This window comes from Streptomyces sp. NPDC013157, assembly GCF_042899865.1.
GTDB lineage: Bacteria > Actinomycetota > Actinomycetes > Streptomycetales > Streptomycetaceae > Streptomyces.
Genome location: NZ_JBIBAK010000002.1, coordinates 551738 through 565960, shown reverse-complemented (window position 1 = coordinate 565960; position 14223 = coordinate 551738). Strand labels below are relative to the sequence as shown.

Genomic DNA, 14223 nt, shown 5'->3' with positions numbered 1-14223 from the left:
GAGAAGAAGGGAGGTCGGAGAACCATGAGCGGCATTCCCGAGCCGGCGGAGTTCCGCGCCGAGGCCCGGAACTGGCTGGCCGGCGTGGCGAAAGAGCGCGTCGCCCACCAGGACTGGGGGCACGGCGACGACTCGGTGGCGGTCTTCGAGAACCGGACCGAGGCGGAAGAGCGTGCCCACACCGACCTGATACGGCGGTGGGAGCGCACCCGGTACGACCAGGGCTGGGGTGCCCTCGACTGGCCGGCGGAGTACGGAGGCCGCGAACTTCCCTCGTACTACGAACAGTTGTACCGAGCCGAGGAAGCGGCGTTCGACGTGCCGCGGCGCACCGAAATCTTCCCGGTCACCCGGCAACTCGTCGCGCCTGCCATCCGTATCTGGGGCACGGACGAACAGCAGCGGCGCTGGCTGCGCCCCATGCTCCGCACCGACGAACTCGCCTGCCAGCTCTTCTCGGAGACCGAGGCCGGTTCCGACCTGGCCGGCGTCCGTACCCGGGCCGTGCGGGAGGGCGACGGCTGGGTGGTGCGCGGACACAAGGTCTGGACGTCCGGCGCCCGGGTCGCCACCTGGGGCGTCGCCGTCTGCCGCACCGACCCCGACGCCCCCAGGCACGCGGGCATCACGGTCCTCCTGGTCCGGATGGACGCGCCGGGCGTGACCGTGCGGCCGATCCGGCAGATGACCGGCGGCTCCAGCTTCAACGAGGTCTACCTGGACGACGTCTTCGTGCCCGACACCGACCGGCTCGGCCCGGTCGGCGAGGGCTGGCGGGTCACCCTCACCGTGCTCGCCGCCGAGCGCCTCGACTCCGGCGGCCTCGGCCTGGACAACGCCGAGCGCGCCCTGGACCTCGCCCGGCGGCTGCCCCGCCCGCTCACCGGCGGCGAACAGCTGCAGGCGGCCGACCTCTACGTCCGCACGCTCGTCCAGCGGCTCACCGGACTGCGGGTGACGGCCGCTCTGGCCGCCGGCAGGGAACCGGGCGCCGAGGCATCGGTCGGCAAGCTGCACGCCACCGCGACCATGCGCGCCACCACCGACCTCGTCCAGCAGCTCCTCGGACCACGGCTGGCCGCCGACACGGGGGAGTGGGGCACCTTCGCCTGGACCGAGCACCTGCTCGGCGCCCCCGGCTACCGCATCGCCGGCGGCAGCGACGAGATCCAGCGCAACATCCTGGCCGAGCGCGTGCTCCGGCTGCCCAAAGAGCCGAAGGGGACCAGCAGGTGAGTACGACGACCGAAGTTGCCGAACTCGGACGGCGGGTCCGCGCAGGGCTCTCCGCCCGGCACCCGCACGAGCCGCCCGGTCACCTGCAGACCCTGCCCGGAGGGCACTCGGGCCTCACCTACTCCGTCACGGCGGGAGAGGTGCCGTACGTCGTGAAGGCGGTGCCACCGGGACAGCGCGCCGTCGGCCGCAACGACGTACTGCGGCAGGCCCGGATCCTGCGCGCGCTCGCCGGGTCGCCGGTCCCCGTCCCGGCCGTCGTGGCCGTGGACGAGACCGAACCGGCCTGGTTCGCCATGGAGTTCGTGGACGGCGAGGCCGTCGAACCGGTCCTCGACGAGCACCGCCTGGATCCCGGACTGTGCCGGACCCGCATGCTCGCCCTGGCCGGCGTGCTCAGGGACCTGCACGGGACGCCGTGTCCCGAGGTTGCCGAACCCCTCGACGCGGCAGGAGAGTTGGAACGGTGGAGCCGCACCATGCGAGCGGTTCCGGACGGACTCCGCCCCGGCTCCGAGGAAGTCCTGGGCGCACTGGCCGCGGGCATCCCCGACAGCACGGCCCCCACCCTCACCCACGGCGACTTCCGTCTCGGCAACGTCCTGTGCCGGGGCGAACGGCCGGCGGCCGTCGTCGACTGGGAGATCTGGGGGTACGGCGATCCGCGCATCGACCTCGCGTGGTTCCTGCTCTTCACCGACCACCGCAACTTCCCCCGCCTCGGCCGCGCGGTCCCCGGTCTGCCCACCGAGGAAGAACTGCTCACCGCCTACCTCGACGGCCGTCCCGAACCACCCGCCCTCGACTGGTTCCGCGCCCTGGCCCGCACCAAGATGGCGGCGATCATGGGACACAACCTGCGCAGGCACCGCGAGGGCAAGCACCACGACCCGGACCAGGAGCGGCTGCCCCCGACCATCGCGGCGATGATCCGCACGGCCGCCGACCTGCTCGCCGGAACCACCCGGCGAACCCGACGGCCCTGAAGGAGCCACCCCATGGATTTCGGACTCTCGCCCAGGGCCGACGAACTCCGTTCCCGCATGGCCGCGTTCATGGCGGAGTACGTCCTGCCCGCGGAACCCGTCCACGACCGTCAGCTCGCCGAAGCGGACGACCCGCACCGGCTCCCGCCGATCATGCGGGAGTTGCAGGAGAAGGCGCGCGCCGAGGGGCTGTGGAACCTCTTCCTCGCCCACGGCGACTGGGGCGCGGGCCTCACCAACCTCGAATACGCCCCGCTCGCCGAACTGGCCGGACGCTCCGTCATCGGACCCGAGGTGTTCAACTGCTCGGCCCCCGACACCGGCAACATGGAACTGCTCGCTCTGTACGGCACCCCCGAACAGCAGGACCGCTGGCTGCGACCGCTGCTGGCCGCCCGGATCCGTTCCTGCTTCGCCATGACCGAGCCCGAGGTGGCCAGCTCCGACGCACGCAACATCCGCACCCGGATCACCCGGGACGGCGACGAGTACGTCGTCAACGGCCACAAGTGGTACACCTCCGGGATCCTGGACCCGGACTGCCGGCTGATCGTCCTGATGGGGGTCACCGATCCGGACGCACCCACCTACCGGCAGCAGAGCATGCTGCTGATCCCGCGCGACACCCCGGGCATCACCGTCCTGCGCGATCTGCCCATGTTCGGCTACACCGACCGCTGCGGCCACGGAGACGTGCTCTTCGAGGACGTACGGGTGCCGGTGTCCGCGCTGCTCGGCGGCGAGGGCGAGGGATTCGCGCTGGCCCAGGGGCGGCTGGGGCCCGGCCGTATGCACTACGCCATGCGGGCGGTCGGATTCGCCGAACGCGCCCTGGAGCTGATGTGCCGCCGGACCCTGACCCGTACCGCCTTCGGCGGTCCGCTCGCCGAACAGGGTGTCGTACGTGAGTGGATCGCGCGCAGCCGGATCGAGATCGAGCAACTGCGCCTGCTGGTACTGAAGTCGGCCTGGCTGATGGACACCTCGGGCAACGCGGCCGCCCGCACCGAGGTCGCCGCGATCAAGGTGGCCGCGCTGGAGGTGGCCCACCGGGTGGTCGACCGGGCGGTCCAGGCGCACGGGGCGGCCGGGGTCAGCGACGACACCGTGCTGGCCCGGTTGTACGCCATCACCCGGGCGCTGCGGATCGCGGACGGCCCGGACGAGGTGCACCTGCGCACCGTCGCCCGGCGCGAACTGGCCCGGTATCCCGAGGAGTCGGCATGAACACACAGGCACCGAACGCACAGGCATTGGACGGGCGGGCGCTGGACGGGCGGGTGGCCCTGATCACCGGCGGCTCCCGGGGGATCGGCCTGGGCATCGCGAAGGCGTACCGGGAGGCGGGCGCCCATGTGGTGATCGCCGCCCGCAAGCCGGACGGACTGGCGGCCGCCCGCGAGGAGTTGCTGCGGGTCAAGGGCGACGGCGAGGTGCACGAGGTGGTCGCCCACGCGGGCCGGCCGGAGGACGCCGAGCGGTGCGTCGAGGAGACCATGGGCCGGTTCGGCCGGCTCGACGTGCTGGTCAACAACGCGGCCACCAACCCCTACATGGGCCCCCTCCTCGATCTCGACCCACCGCGCGCGCAGAAGACCGTGGAGGTCAACCAGTACGGCATGGTCGTCTGGACCCGGCACGCCTGGCAGGCCTGGATGCGCGAACACGGGGGAGCCGTCGTCAACATCGCCTCCGTCGGCGGACTGGTCGTCGATCCGCACATCGGCTGGTACAACGCCACCAAGGCGGCGATGCTCCACCTGACCCGGCAGCTCGCCTACGAACTCGGGCCGTACGCCAGGGTCAACGCGATCGCGCCCGGCCTGATCAAGACCGAACTGGCGCGGGCCGTATGGGAGCCGAGGGAGCCGATCCTCACCGCGAAGCTGCCCCTGCGCAGGCTGGGAACGGTCGAGGACGTGGCGAACGCCGCGGTGTTCCTCGCGTCCGGGGCCTCGTCCTGGATGACCGGCCAGACACTCGTCCTGGACGGCGGGGCGACCGCACTGCCGATCGGGGTGGAAGGGTGACCGGCGCGGGCGTGGACCTGTTCTCGCTGGAAGGCCGGACGGCCGTGGTCACCGGGGCCTCGTCGGGGCTGGGCGCGCGCTTCGCCACGGTGCTGGCCGCCGCCGGGGCCACGGTGTTCGCGGCGGCCAGGCGGCCGGACCGGCTGAAGGAACTGGCCGACGGCGACCCGCGCATCCACCCGGTCGTCTGCGACGTGGCGAGCGAGGCGGACCGCGTCCGGCTGGCGGAGACCGCCTTCGAGCACGGCGGCCGGCTCGACGTCCTGGTCAACAACGCGGGCGCACCCGGGGCCGTTCGCGCCGAGGACGAGAGCCCCGGCGATTTCGCGGACGTCCTGGCCGTCAACCTCGTGGCACCGTTCCACCTCGCCCGGCTGCTCGCCGAGGCACGGAGAGATCATGACCTTACGGGATCGGTCGTCAACGTCTCCTCCGTCCTCGGGCTGGTGGCCGGTGCCCCGCTCGGCGGGGCCGCCTACGCCGCCTCCAAGGCGGGGCTCCTCGGGCTGACGCGCGAACTGGCCGGGCAGTGGGGACAGGCGGGGGTGCGGGTGAACGCCCTCGCACCCGGATGGTTCCGCTCCGAGATGACCGACGGACTCTTCGCCGACGAACGCTCCCGGCGCTGGGTCGAGCGCGGCACGATGCTCGGGCGCGGCGGCGCAGCGGGCGAGCTGGACGGAGCGCTGCTGTACCTGGCCTCGGACGCGTCCTCGTACTGCACGGGCCAGGTGCTCACCGTGGACGGCGGGTGGACGGCGCGATGAGGGTCACCGTCGAGATCGACGACGCCGGGGTGGCGCACGTCGAGATGTGCCGGGGTTCGGGCAACGCGATCGACCTCGCGACGGCCCGGGGACTGCTGGAGGCGGCACGGGAGTGCGAGGCGGCCCGGGTGCGGGCGGTGCTGCTCACCGGGCGGGGGTCCTCTTTCTGTGTGGGCGGCGACCTGAAGGAGTTCGCCGCCGTGTCCGGGGAGGGGCTGGCCGGGCACCTCACCGACGTCACCGGCGCACTGCACGGGGCGCTGCGGATCTTCGCCGGCCTCGACGCTCCGCTGGTGGCGGCCGTGCAGGGGGCGGTCGCCGGGGCCGGTCTCGGGCTGGCCATGGCCGCCGACCTCGGGTTCGCCGCCGCGGACGCCCACTTCACGGCGGCGTACACCGCGATCGGGTTCTCGCCGGACGCCGGGGTGAGCTGGCTGCTGCCCCGGCTCGTCGGCCCCAAGCGGGCGCTGGACCTCCTGCTGACCAACCGGAGGGTGTCCGCCGCGGAGGCCCTGGAGATCGGGCTCGTGAGCAGGGTGGTCGCGCCGGAGCGGCTCCGGCAGGAAGCCGAGGGTGCCGCGAGGACACTGGCGCGCGGGGCCACCGAGGCCTACGGCGTGACCCGGCGGCTGGTCGCCGGCGCGTTCTCGGCCGGGCTGGACGAACAGCTCGACGCGGAGGCCCGGCGGCTGGCCGCGGCCGCCGTGTCCGGGGAGGGGCGGGAGGGCATGGCCGCGTTCCTCGGCCGGCGGCGGCCGGACTTCACGCGTGCGGCAGCGCGGTGACGGGCGGGGCCGCCCGCACCCTTGCGTCCCGTCGATTCGAAGCCAACCTGAACTTGGGTCTACTCTCGGACGACCGGACGGTGATCGGAACCGGCCGTGGAGCAGAGGGAGAGACGATGGCAAGGGCGCGGATCGTGGATCCGGAGGAGGGGCCCAGGTCGAAGCGGGCGGCCATCCTGGTGGCCGCCGTGGAGCGGTTCGGGGAGGACGGCTACGAGAGCACCAAGTGGTCCGAGGTCGCCGACCGGGTCGGCATCGGGCAGACGGCGCTCTACCACTACTTCGAGTCGAAGGCCCACTGCCTGCTCACCATCATGCGCCTGGAGCTCCAGCGCTCCCACGACCAGTTCGTCGAGGCCACGAAGGACGTGACGGAGCCGGTCGAGGAGGTACGCGCGGCGGTGCGCTCCGCCTTCGCGGTCACCGAACAGGAGATCCGCCAGATGCGCATCCTGCAGGCGAACATGTCCCTGCTGGCCAATCCGCGCAAGTCGAAGCGGGAGGAGACCGAGCGGGTCGCGGCCCGCCAGCTCGTGCAGATGGTCGAGCGGGACTGGACCAACCTGCTGATGCGGGGCATGTCCAAGGGGGCCTTCCCGCTGCGTGACGCCCACACCCTCGGCCTGGCCGTGCTCGGCATGATCGTCAGCGTCTGGCGCTGGTACCGCCCGACCGGGGCGATCCCGCTCTCCGAGATCAGCGAGCTGATCGAGGGATGCGTGGTGCGCATGGTCGCCGAATAACCTCCGGGTCCGTCCCGCCTCTTGCCGGGGCGGCCGTCCTGGGATCAAACTGAACTGAACTCAAGTTGCTACAGGATTTCGGTAGCGAGATGTCCGTAGGGAGAGCGATCGGCAATGGTGCTTCGCGAATACATGGCCCGAATGGACGGCCAGGATCCGGAGAAGGCCCTGGAGCTGGTGGAGCCCGGATTCCGCTTCCTCATCGCCCTGCCCGGAGGTGAGCGCAGCGGAACCTCGCGCGAGGAGTTCGCCGTGTACATAGCCGGGCGCCGGGCCGTGGAACGTACCCATGAGATCAAGAGGTACGCGGTGGACGGCGACGTCGAGACCGCGTACGGCTTCGTCGTCGAGAAGGGCGTGACCACGGGGGCGTTCCTCTCCGCCGCGCGGGTCTCGCCCGCCGGGCTGATGGCGCGCTACCAGTCCTTCTTCACCACCGAGTTCGACCTGGTGGACCGGCCGTGACCGCCCCGGCCGCGCAGTCCACCGCAGCGTTTCTGACCCGCTGGTTCGCCATCCTCGACAGTGCGGACGCGGACCGCATCCTGGATCTGATCAGCGACGACTTCTCGTTCTCCATCCTCTTCTCGACCGGTGACGGCGGTGCGACCGACTTCCACGGCGGCCGGGCCGAGCTGACCGGCTACCTCGCCCAGCGCGAGGTGGGCGTCCGCACCCATCACCTGCTCACGGCGGGCACCGTCGGCCGGGACGAGCTGTTCCTCGGCGAGGTGCGGCGCTCCGGAGTGCCGGAGGCGACCTTCGTGGCCGGCGCGCGGCTGGACGAGACCGGCCGGCTGCGGCGGCTGATGATCGGGCGCTCGCCCGAGGTGCTGTTCACCTGAGAAGCCCGAGGAGGCGCGATGTACAACCTGATCCTGCTGGCCGCCCGGCCGCCCGAGTGGACGCACGAGCGGTTCATCGGCTGGTGGCGCGGCGAACACGCCGAACTCACCCGCGCCCTGCCCGGCCTGCGCTCCTGGCGGCACACCGACATCGACGCGGCCCTCGAACCGCGCTCCGAGGGCTGGGACGGGGTCTCCGTCCTGGGCTTCGACACCGCCGAGGACCTGCACAAGGCACTGGGCAGCCCCGAGTGGGCGGCCGCGGTCGCCCAGGTCGGGGACATGCGGGGCCGAAGGATCGCCGTCCTGGGCGGCGAGATGGAGATGTTCCCGGGCTGAGCACGCCCGCCGGAGCCGGACAGCCACCACCACCTTTCGCGCGAAGAGGCGAGGAAGCAGCGGATGCGACAGACAGTGCGGGAGTTCCAGCGACGCGCGGAAAGGGCCGACTTCACAGCCGTCGTCGACGACACGGGCCGGCACGGCGCGCACGACCTGCTGGCGCGCGCGGCCGATCTGGCCGGCGTCATGGCACCGGACGGCTCGCCCGGCGGGACCGTCCTGCTCCAGGCCGACAACTCCTGGCGCACCGTCGCCGCCACCCTCGCCGTGGGGATGACCGGCGGCGTCCTGGCGCTGGTCAACCGCCACACGACCCGGGCCGAGTTCGCGGCGGCTCTGGAGGACATACGCCCCGACGCGATCATCGCCGAGCCGTCCGCGGTCGAGGGATGGCGGGCGCGGGAGGGCGTCGCGGGCGCGCGGACGGCCGAGGCCCTCGACGGCTGGACGGTCCTCCCCGGTCACGGCCCGCGCGATGTCTCCCGCTGGTCCGGCGGCGCGCTCATCGGCCTCACCTCCGGCTCCACCGGACGGCCCAAGGGAGTGGTCCAGTCCGAGAGCGCCCTGCGCTACGCGTGCGCCCGCACCGCGGAGACCAACGGGCTGCGCGACGGCGACGCGGTGGCCGCCCTCGTGCCCCTCTCCTCCACCGCCGCGTACTGCTTCGGGGTGGGCATGGCGCTGATGCTCGGCGGCCCGCTGGTCCTGAGCGGCCGTTGGGACCGCGAGGAGGCACTGGCGCGGATGTCCGCGAACGACGTCCGGTGGACCATGTGCGTGCCGACCATGGCACTGCAGATGGGCTCGGCGGCCGCCGGATCGCGGGTCCTCGAAGGCGTCCGCTCCATCACCGTCGGCGGTGGCCCCATGGACCGCGGCGCCCTCGCCCGTGCCGAACGCTCGCTCGGCACCCGGATCCTGCGCGTCTTCGGCATGTCCGAATGCCTGGGGCACACCTCCCCTCGTCCCGACGACCCCGAGGAGATCCGGCTGGGCCGGGACGGACGCCCCTTCCCCGGTACCGAGTTGCGCGCGGTCGCCGCCGACGGCACCGTCCTCGGCCCGGGAACGACCGGCCGGGCCGAGGTCCGCGGCCCCTCGCTGTTCCTGGGGTACGCCCGCGACGGCAAGACGGAGCCGCCCGCCCTCACCCCGGACGGCTTCTTCCCCACCGGGGACCTGCTGGTGACCGGTGACGACGGGACGGTCACCATCATGGGCCGGGAGAAGGACGTCATCATCCGAGGCGGCCGCAACCTCGACATCACCGAGATCGAACGCGCCGTCGCCGCCCACCCGGGTGTCGCCCGGGCGTGCGTGGTGCCGGTGCCGGACCCGCTGCTCGGTGAACGCGCGGCCGTGCTCGTGGTCACTGAGGACGGCCATGACGACCTCGACCTCGGCGACCTCACCGCACACCTCGACCGCACCGGCCTGTCCAAGGCCAAGTGGCCCGAGTTCGCCTTCACCGTGGCGGAGTTGCCGCAGACCACGGTGGGCAAGCTCGACCGCCCCGGAGCCCGCAGGCTGGCACACGACCTCCACACCCGGCTCGTCCCCGAGCCGGCCCCGCACCCCCACCGCCCGTCGCACCGGCAAGGAGACGCATGACCTCCCCCACGACCCGCACCCCTCGCTTCGACCGCGGCCGGTGGGCGGAAGCGGGCGCCGAGACCGTACGGCCCGGCGTCCACCGCATCCCGCTGCCGCTGCCGGACGACGGGCTGCGCGCGGTCAACGTGTACGCGCTGGAAGGCCTGGCGGAGGGGCTGGTCCTGATCGACGGAGGCTGGTCGGTTCCCGAGTCCCACAAGGCGCTGGAGGACGCGCTCGCCGGCCTCGGCCACGACCTCGGCGACATCAGCCACATCCTGGTCACCCACATCCACCGCGACCACTACACCCAGGCCGTGGCGCTGCGCCGGCTGCTCGGCTCCCGGGTCTACCTGGGCGCCGGCGAACGCGCGGGCCTGGAGCTGCTCGGAGCACTCCGTACGACGCAGCCGGCCGGTTCGCTGGAGACGCTGACGCGGTCCGGTGCGGGCGAACTCGCCGAGCAGGTGGCCGCGATGGACCACGGCGACTTCGACCCGGACGTGTGGGAGGCCCCCGACCGCTGGCTGGAGGCGGAGGAACTCCGGTTCGGCGACGCGAGGCTGCAGGTCGTCCCGACCCCGGGCCACACCCGGGGGCACGTCGTCTACCTCGACCACGCCCGCGGCCTGCTGTTCTCCGGTGACCACGTCCTGCCGCACATCACCCCCTCCATCGGCTTCGAACTCGGCCCGGCAGGGCTGCCGTTGGGGGACTACCTCGACTCGCTGCGCAGGATGACGACGCTCGCGGACGCCCGGCTGCTGCCCGCGCACGGCCCGGTGGGCGACAGCGTGCACGCCCGGGTCGGCGAGTTGCTGGCCCATCATGACGACCGGCTCGCGCAGACCCTGGCGGTCCTCGCCGACCGTACGCTCAACGCCCACGACGTGGCGGGGGAGTTGGGGTGGACGCGGCGCAAGGTCGCCTTCGCCGAGCTGAACGCCTTCAACCAGATGCTCGCGGTCAACGAGACCGCGGCCCACCTCGACGTGCTGGCGGCCCGCGGTCACGTCCGGCGCACCCGGTCCGGCGACGGCGTCGACCACTACACCGCGCACCCTCGCATCAACGCCGAAAAACAGGCCGGGTGAAGTCAACTGCGGTTCGGCGGCGCCGCAGCAGGGCGCTGGGGGTACCCCCAGCCGAAGGCTGGGGGAGGAACTGCGCGACCAGCTGCTACGGCGCCGCGGCCGCCGGACGACCCGATGAGGCACTGCCGGCGGAGCGCCTAGCGCGCCGTCCAGCCTCCGTCGACGTACAGCTCCGAGCCGGTCATGAAGCTCGCGTCGTCGGAGGCCAGGAACGCCACGGCCGCCGCGACCTCCTCGGGCGTGCCGAGCCGGCCGAGGGGCGTGCCGTCGAGCATCGCGGCCAACCGCGGTGTGCCCCGCCACAGTTCACGGGACCGGGGCGTCTCGATGAAACCGGGATGCAGGGAGTTGACCCGGACGCCGCGCCGCGCCCAGTGCAGCGCGGCGTTCTTCGTCATGAGTCGTACGGCGCCCTTGGCCGCGTGGTACGAGAACTGGGAGCCGAAGCCGCCGACCGTACCGAAGATCGACGCGACGTTGACGACCGAGCCGCCGCCCGACCGTTCGACGGCCGCGCCGGCGTGCTTCATGCCCAGCCAGACACCGGTCTGGGTGACCGCGATCACCTGGTCCCAGGACTCCCGGGTCTCCGTCTCGACGGTGCGCATCGCGGCGATCCCGGCGTTGTTCACCAGCACGGACAGGGAGCCGAGCCGGCCGGTCACCCGGTCCACGACGGCCTCCCAGGCCGACTCGTCGGTCACGTCCAGCGCGAGTCCGACGGCACCGCCCCCGACCTCCTCGGCGAGCTTCTCGCAGCACTCCGCGTCGACGTCCGTCACCACCACGGTGGCGCCTTCGGCCGCGAACCGCCGTACGACGGCGTCGCCGATGCCGCCGGTCGCGCCGGTCACCAGGGCCACCCGGCCGCCCAGCCTCGTCTCCATCACGCCCGTCCCTCCCTCAGTCCTTGACACCGCGCCAGGCCAGCGCGCCGCCGTCGATCACATAGGCGGCGCCCGTGATGAACGCCGCGCTCTCCGAGGCCAGGAAGCAGGCGAGCCGGGCCACTTCCCCCGGCCGCCCCAGCCGGTCAACCAACTGCGGGGCCAGCAGCGCCCGTTCCGTCGCCTCGCGATCCCCGGCGGCTGCGAAGTGGTCCTGTGTCAGCCGTGTGTCGATGACGCCGGGACAGAGGCAGTTGCAGCGCACCGGGGCCAGATCGACCGCGGTGACCTTGGTCAGGTGGATGACACCGGCCTTGGTGACGCCGTATGCGGGGCAGTTGGGGAAGCCGACGAGGCCCGAGACGGAGGCGGTGTTGACGATGGCCGGGCCGCGCGCGGACCGCCGCAGATGGGGCGCCGCGAACTTGGTCGTCAGCCAGACGGCCTTGAGATTGACCTCGTAGACGACGTCCCAGACCTCCTCGGGGAGCGAGGCGACACCGTGGTCCTGGCCGGTCGTGAACGCGGTGTCGATCACTCCGGCGTTGTTGGCCAGCACGTCGAGGCCCCCGAAGCGCTCGGCACACCGCGCCACCATGGCCTCGATGTCGTCGCGCACCCGCAGATCGCACACGATCGTCTCGGCCTTCGCCCCCTCGCCACGCACCATCGCGGCAGTCTCGCCGACGGCCGTCTCGTCGATGTCGGCGACGGCCACGGCCGACGCGCCCTGCCGGGCCAGCTCCACCGCGACGGCCCGGCCGATGCCCTGGCCCGCACCGGTGACGAGAGCGACCCTGTCCAAGAGGGCGCCATCCATCGTCCGCTCCCTTCCGCCCGCGGCGGATCCTGAACTGAACCAACTTCAGTTCACTCCGAGTGTAGGTTCCTGCGGGGGAGAGCGACAAGGGGTGGGACCGCCGTCGAGGTGCCTCAGGGCCGGTAGACCATCCCGGGCTCGGGCTTGGCGGGGGCGAGCAGTTGCGAGACCGTGACGACGGTGTAGCCCCGCTCCTTGAGTGCGTTGAGAATCCCGGGGACGGCGGGCACGGTCCCCTTGTGCAGGTCGTGCAGCAGGATGATGCCGTCGCGGTGGGTCTGGTCGAGCACCCGCTGGGTGATCAGGGCGGAGTCGGTCGTCTCGTAGTCCTTGGCGGTGACGCTCCACAGCACCTGAGCAAGGCCCAGCTCCCGGCAGATCTTGGCCACCTTGCGGTTGGTGCGGCCCTCCGGCGGACGCATCAGGACGGGCCTGGTGCCGGTGATCTTCTCGATGGCGTCCTGGGTCCGGGTCAGCTCCGCACGGGCGTCGGCCTCGTCGAGATCCGTCAGCCTCGGGTGAGTCCAGGTGTGGTTGCCGATTTCGTCCCCCTCCTGCGCGATCCGGCGCAGGATGTCGGGGTACTTCGAGATGTGGCCCCTGCCCTGCACGAAGAACGTGGCGTGCAGATGGCGCTGCTTGAGGATGTCCAGCAGCTTGGGAGTCGTCGGGCTGGGACCGCCGTCGAAGCTGAGGGCCACGCACTTCGCCTTGCGGCAGTCGACGTCTCCGGCCACCGATCCCGATGCCTTGGCCCGGGCGGCGCGCGGCGAGGTGTGGTCGTAGGTCGTCACCGTCAGAGCCAGGGTGACGGCGACGGCCACGACGGCGGCCGCCGCGGTCGCGACGGCGATGAGTATGCGAGACCGTCTGGTACGTGTGTTGAAGAGCATGCGAGACCTTTCTTCGGTGGAGTCGCGGGGTTATCGCGTGCGGGTGAGGGCGGGCCGCGCGGAGAGGTCCCGCGGCCGCATGTCGAGCGTCAGGCGGTGTCTCAGGCGGCGTCCGAGCCGACGCTCCACCAGCCTGTGGACCAGCAGGGAGAGCCCCAGCATGCAGACGACGGACAGCGTCGTCGCGGGCAGCGGCCCCAGCCACGGGAACGCCCGGACCAAGCCCTTGGCCAGGGGGATTCCGAGGCTCTGGTGGACGAGGTAGAAGGGGTAGGTGAGCGCCCCCGCGGTGACCGGCCAGCGCCATCGCAGTCCGGTGAGCGGGCCGATTCCGGCGAGGGCCAGCAGCCCGAGGCAGCCGGTGAGCACGACCGCGCAGACGGCCCAGGAGGGCCGGCTCTCGCCGGGAGGTACGGCGGCGTGGTCGGCCACCCTCAGTTCGAGCACGGTGAGTTGGTAGCACCAGGCGAAACCGAGCAGCAGCCAGAGCAGAAGACTCCGTCCGAATCTGTGCATGAGGTGGAGCACGATCCCGGCGACGAACAGGCCGGTGTACCGGGTCAGGACGAATTCGTCGAGCAGGGGTGAGTGGAGTTCACGGGCGATGACACCGGCCAGGAGCCAGGCTCCGCAGAAGGCCACCACCCGCCGGTAGGACAGACCGAAGACGAGGAGCGCGGCCATCAGCAGGTAGAAGCGTGCCTCCACCCAGAGGGTCCAGCTGACCCCGTCGACCGGATCGAGTCCCAGCGGCCCGGGGGCCATGGTCAGGTTCCCCAGGACCGTACGCGGGTCGATGCGCGTGGCGGCGGGCCACCGGCCCAGCCGTGAGACCAGGACGAGCAGGACGACCAGGAGTACCGCGCACCAGTAGGCCGGGAAGAGCCGTGAGACGCGGGAGACGGTGAACTGCGCCGGGGTCCGTCCCCAGCAGCTCATGCAGATCACGAAGCCGCTGATGAGGAAGAAGAACTCGACGCCGAGCCAGCCGTAGGCACTGATCCCGTGCAGGAGCGGGGCGGAGTCCCGGAGCTCGGTTCTGCCCCAGAAGTGCGGGGTGGGCGTGCCCAGGAAGTGGTACGCGGCGACCATCAGCGCTGCCACCAGGCGCAGCCCGTCGATCGCGACGAGGCGCGACTGCCCGCTGTGGGGTTCGGGGGACGGCATGTCGGAACCGGGGCCGGGTCAGCAGACGGCCGGCA

At 72.2% G+C, this 14223-nt stretch carries 16 protein-coding genes; 12 read left to right on the top strand and 4 right to left on the bottom strand.

The window, feature by feature from the left end; genetic code table 11:
* The first annotated feature begins 24 nt into the window (after positions 1–24).
* The 12 genes from ACFY6U_RS07945 (at position 25) to ACFY6U_RS07890 (ending at position 10421) form a co-directional block, all read left to right on the top strand.
* Complete coding sequence (locus tag ACFY6U_RS07945) at positions 25–1236, top strand: acyl-CoA dehydrogenase family protein (protein ID WP_390035776.1); 1212 nt, start codon at positions 25–27, stop codon at positions 1234–1236.
* The gene (locus ACFY6U_RS07940; protein WP_390035774.1) at positions 1233–2222 is read left to right on the top strand and encodes a phosphotransferase family protein; all 990 of its coding nucleotides are present in this window, start codon (positions 1233–1235) and stop codon (positions 2220–2222) included. The genes ACFY6U_RS07945 and ACFY6U_RS07940 overlap by 4 nt, the downstream gene beginning before the upstream one ends.
* Before the next feature lie 12 nt (positions 2223–2234).
* Entirely contained in the window at positions 2235–3449 is a 1215-nt protein-coding gene (locus tag ACFY6U_RS07935; RefSeq protein ID WP_351492702.1) for an acyl-CoA dehydrogenase family protein, read from the top strand.
* Positions 3446–4252 (top strand): SDR family oxidoreductase, encoded by an 807-nt coding sequence (locus tag ACFY6U_RS07930; protein WP_390035772.1) that lies wholly within the window; start codon positions 3446–3448, stop codon positions 4250–4252. Before ACFY6U_RS07935 ends, ACFY6U_RS07930 begins: the two co-directional genes overlap by 4 nt.
* A complete protein-coding gene (locus tag ACFY6U_RS07925; RefSeq protein WP_390035770.1) occupies positions 4249–5019 on the top strand; it encodes an SDR family NAD(P)-dependent oxidoreductase in 771 nt (256 codons plus the stop codon). Before ACFY6U_RS07930 ends, ACFY6U_RS07925 begins: the two co-directional genes overlap by 4 nt.
* The gene (locus ACFY6U_RS07920) at positions 5016–5804 is read left to right on the top strand and encodes an enoyl-CoA hydratase/isomerase family protein (protein WP_390035768.1); all 789 of its coding nucleotides are present in this window, start codon (positions 5016–5018) and stop codon (positions 5802–5804) included. Before ACFY6U_RS07925 ends, ACFY6U_RS07920 begins: the two co-directional genes overlap by 4 nt.
* 116 nt (positions 5805–5920) lie before the next feature.
* Positions 5921–6547 carry a TetR/AcrR family transcriptional regulator gene (locus ACFY6U_RS07915; RefSeq protein ID WP_351492711.1) on the top strand — a complete coding sequence of 209 codons (627 nt, stop codon included), beginning with the start codon at positions 5921–5923 and terminating at the stop codon, positions 6545–6547.
* 114 nt (positions 6548–6661) lie between these two features.
* On the top strand, positions 6662–7012 hold the full coding sequence (locus ACFY6U_RS07910) for a nuclear transport factor 2 family protein (protein WP_390035766.1): 351 nt from the start codon (positions 6662–6664) through the stop codon (positions 7010–7012).
* Positions 7009–7392, top strand: coding sequence for a nuclear transport factor 2 family protein (locus ACFY6U_RS07905; RefSeq protein WP_390035764.1), 384 nt, complete (start codon positions 7009–7011; stop codon positions 7390–7392). Before ACFY6U_RS07910 ends, ACFY6U_RS07905 begins: the two co-directional genes overlap by 4 nt.
* Before the next feature lie 18 nt (positions 7393–7410).
* Positions 7411–7731, top strand: coding sequence for an EthD family reductase (locus ACFY6U_RS07900; RefSeq protein WP_390035762.1), 321 nt, complete (start codon positions 7411–7413; stop codon positions 7729–7731).
* A gap of 63 nt (positions 7732–7794) precedes the next feature.
* Positions 7795–9345 carry a class I adenylate-forming enzyme family protein gene (locus ACFY6U_RS07895; protein ID WP_390035760.1) on the top strand — a complete coding sequence of 517 codons (1551 nt, stop codon included), beginning with the start codon at positions 7795–7797 and terminating at the stop codon, positions 9343–9345.
* Positions 9342–10421 (top strand): MBL fold metallo-hydrolase, encoded by a 1080-nt coding sequence (locus ACFY6U_RS07890; protein WP_390035758.1) that lies wholly within the window; start codon positions 9342–9344, stop codon positions 10419–10421. The genes ACFY6U_RS07895 and ACFY6U_RS07890 overlap by 4 nt, the downstream gene beginning before the upstream one ends.
* Before the next feature lie 137 nt (positions 10422–10558).
* Here ACFY6U_RS07890 and ACFY6U_RS07885 read toward each other — a convergent pair whose 3' ends face one another.
* The 4 genes from ACFY6U_RS07885 to ACFY6U_RS07870 all read right to left on the bottom strand — a co-directional run bounded on the left by ACFY6U_RS07885 (position 10559) and on the right by ACFY6U_RS07870 (position 14188).
* Positions 10559–11308 carry an SDR family NAD(P)-dependent oxidoreductase gene (locus ACFY6U_RS07885; protein WP_390036542.1) on the bottom strand — a complete coding sequence of 250 codons (750 nt, stop codon included), beginning with the start codon at positions 11306–11308 and terminating at the stop codon, positions 10559–10561.
* Between the two features lie 16 nt (positions 11309–11324).
* A complete protein-coding gene (locus ACFY6U_RS07880; protein ID WP_390035756.1) occupies positions 11325–12128 on the bottom strand; it encodes an SDR family NAD(P)-dependent oxidoreductase in 804 nt (267 codons plus the stop codon).
* Positions 12129–12241: 113 nt separating this feature from the next.
* Positions 12242–13021, bottom strand: coding sequence for a polysaccharide deacetylase family protein (locus ACFY6U_RS07875; RefSeq protein WP_390035755.1), 780 nt, complete (start codon positions 13019–13021; stop codon positions 12242–12244).
* A gap of 30 nt (positions 13022–13051) precedes the next feature.
* Positions 13052–14188: an acyltransferase family protein gene (locus ACFY6U_RS07870; RefSeq protein ID WP_390035753.1), complete on the bottom strand. Its 1137-nt coding sequence runs from the start codon at positions 14186–14188 to the stop codon at positions 13052–13054.
* Between the last annotated feature and the right edge of the window lie 35 nt (positions 14189–14223).

Coding starts and splice junctions, on each gene's coding strand:
- ACFY6U_RS07890 (WP_390035758.1), top strand. CDS start 9,342: ATGACCTCCCCCACGACCCGCACCCCTCGCTTCGACCGCGGCCGGTGG.
- ACFY6U_RS07935 (WP_351492702.1), top strand. CDS start 2,235: ATGGATTTCGGACTCTCGCCCAGGGCCGACGAACTCCGTTCCCGCATG.
- ACFY6U_RS07870 (WP_390035753.1), bottom strand. CDS start 14,188: ATGCCGTCCCCCGAACCCCACAGCGGGCAGTCGCGCCTCGTCGCGATC.
- ACFY6U_RS07895 (WP_390035760.1), top strand. CDS start 7,795: ATGCGACAGACAGTGCGGGAGTTCCAGCGACGCGCGGAAAGGGCCGAC.
- ACFY6U_RS07875 (WP_390035755.1), bottom strand. CDS start 13,021: ATGCTCTTCAACACACGTACCAGACGGTCTCGCATACTCATCGCCGTC.
- ACFY6U_RS07880 (WP_390035756.1), bottom strand. CDS start 12,128: ATGGATGGCGCCCTCTTGGACAGGGTCGCTCTCGTCACCGGTGCGGGC.
- ACFY6U_RS07945 (WP_390035776.1), top strand. CDS start 25: ATGAGCGGCATTCCCGAGCCGGCGGAGTTCCGCGCCGAGGCCCGGAAC.
- ACFY6U_RS07885 (WP_390036542.1), bottom strand. CDS start 11,308: ATGGAGACGAGGCTGGGCGGCCGGGTGGCCCTGGTGACCGGCGCGACC.
- ACFY6U_RS07920 (WP_390035768.1), top strand. CDS start 5,016: ATGAGGGTCACCGTCGAGATCGACGACGCCGGGGTGGCGCACGTCGAG.
- ACFY6U_RS07900 (WP_390035762.1), top strand. CDS start 7,411: ATGTACAACCTGATCCTGCTGGCCGCCCGGCCGCCCGAGTGGACGCAC.
- ACFY6U_RS07910 (WP_390035766.1), top strand. CDS start 6,662: ATGGTGCTTCGCGAATACATGGCCCGAATGGACGGCCAGGATCCGGAG.
- ACFY6U_RS07930 (WP_390035772.1), top strand. CDS start 3,446: ATGAACACACAGGCACCGAACGCACAGGCATTGGACGGGCGGGCGCTG.
- ACFY6U_RS07915 (WP_351492711.1), top strand. CDS start 5,921: ATGGCAAGGGCGCGGATCGTGGATCCGGAGGAGGGGCCCAGGTCGAAG.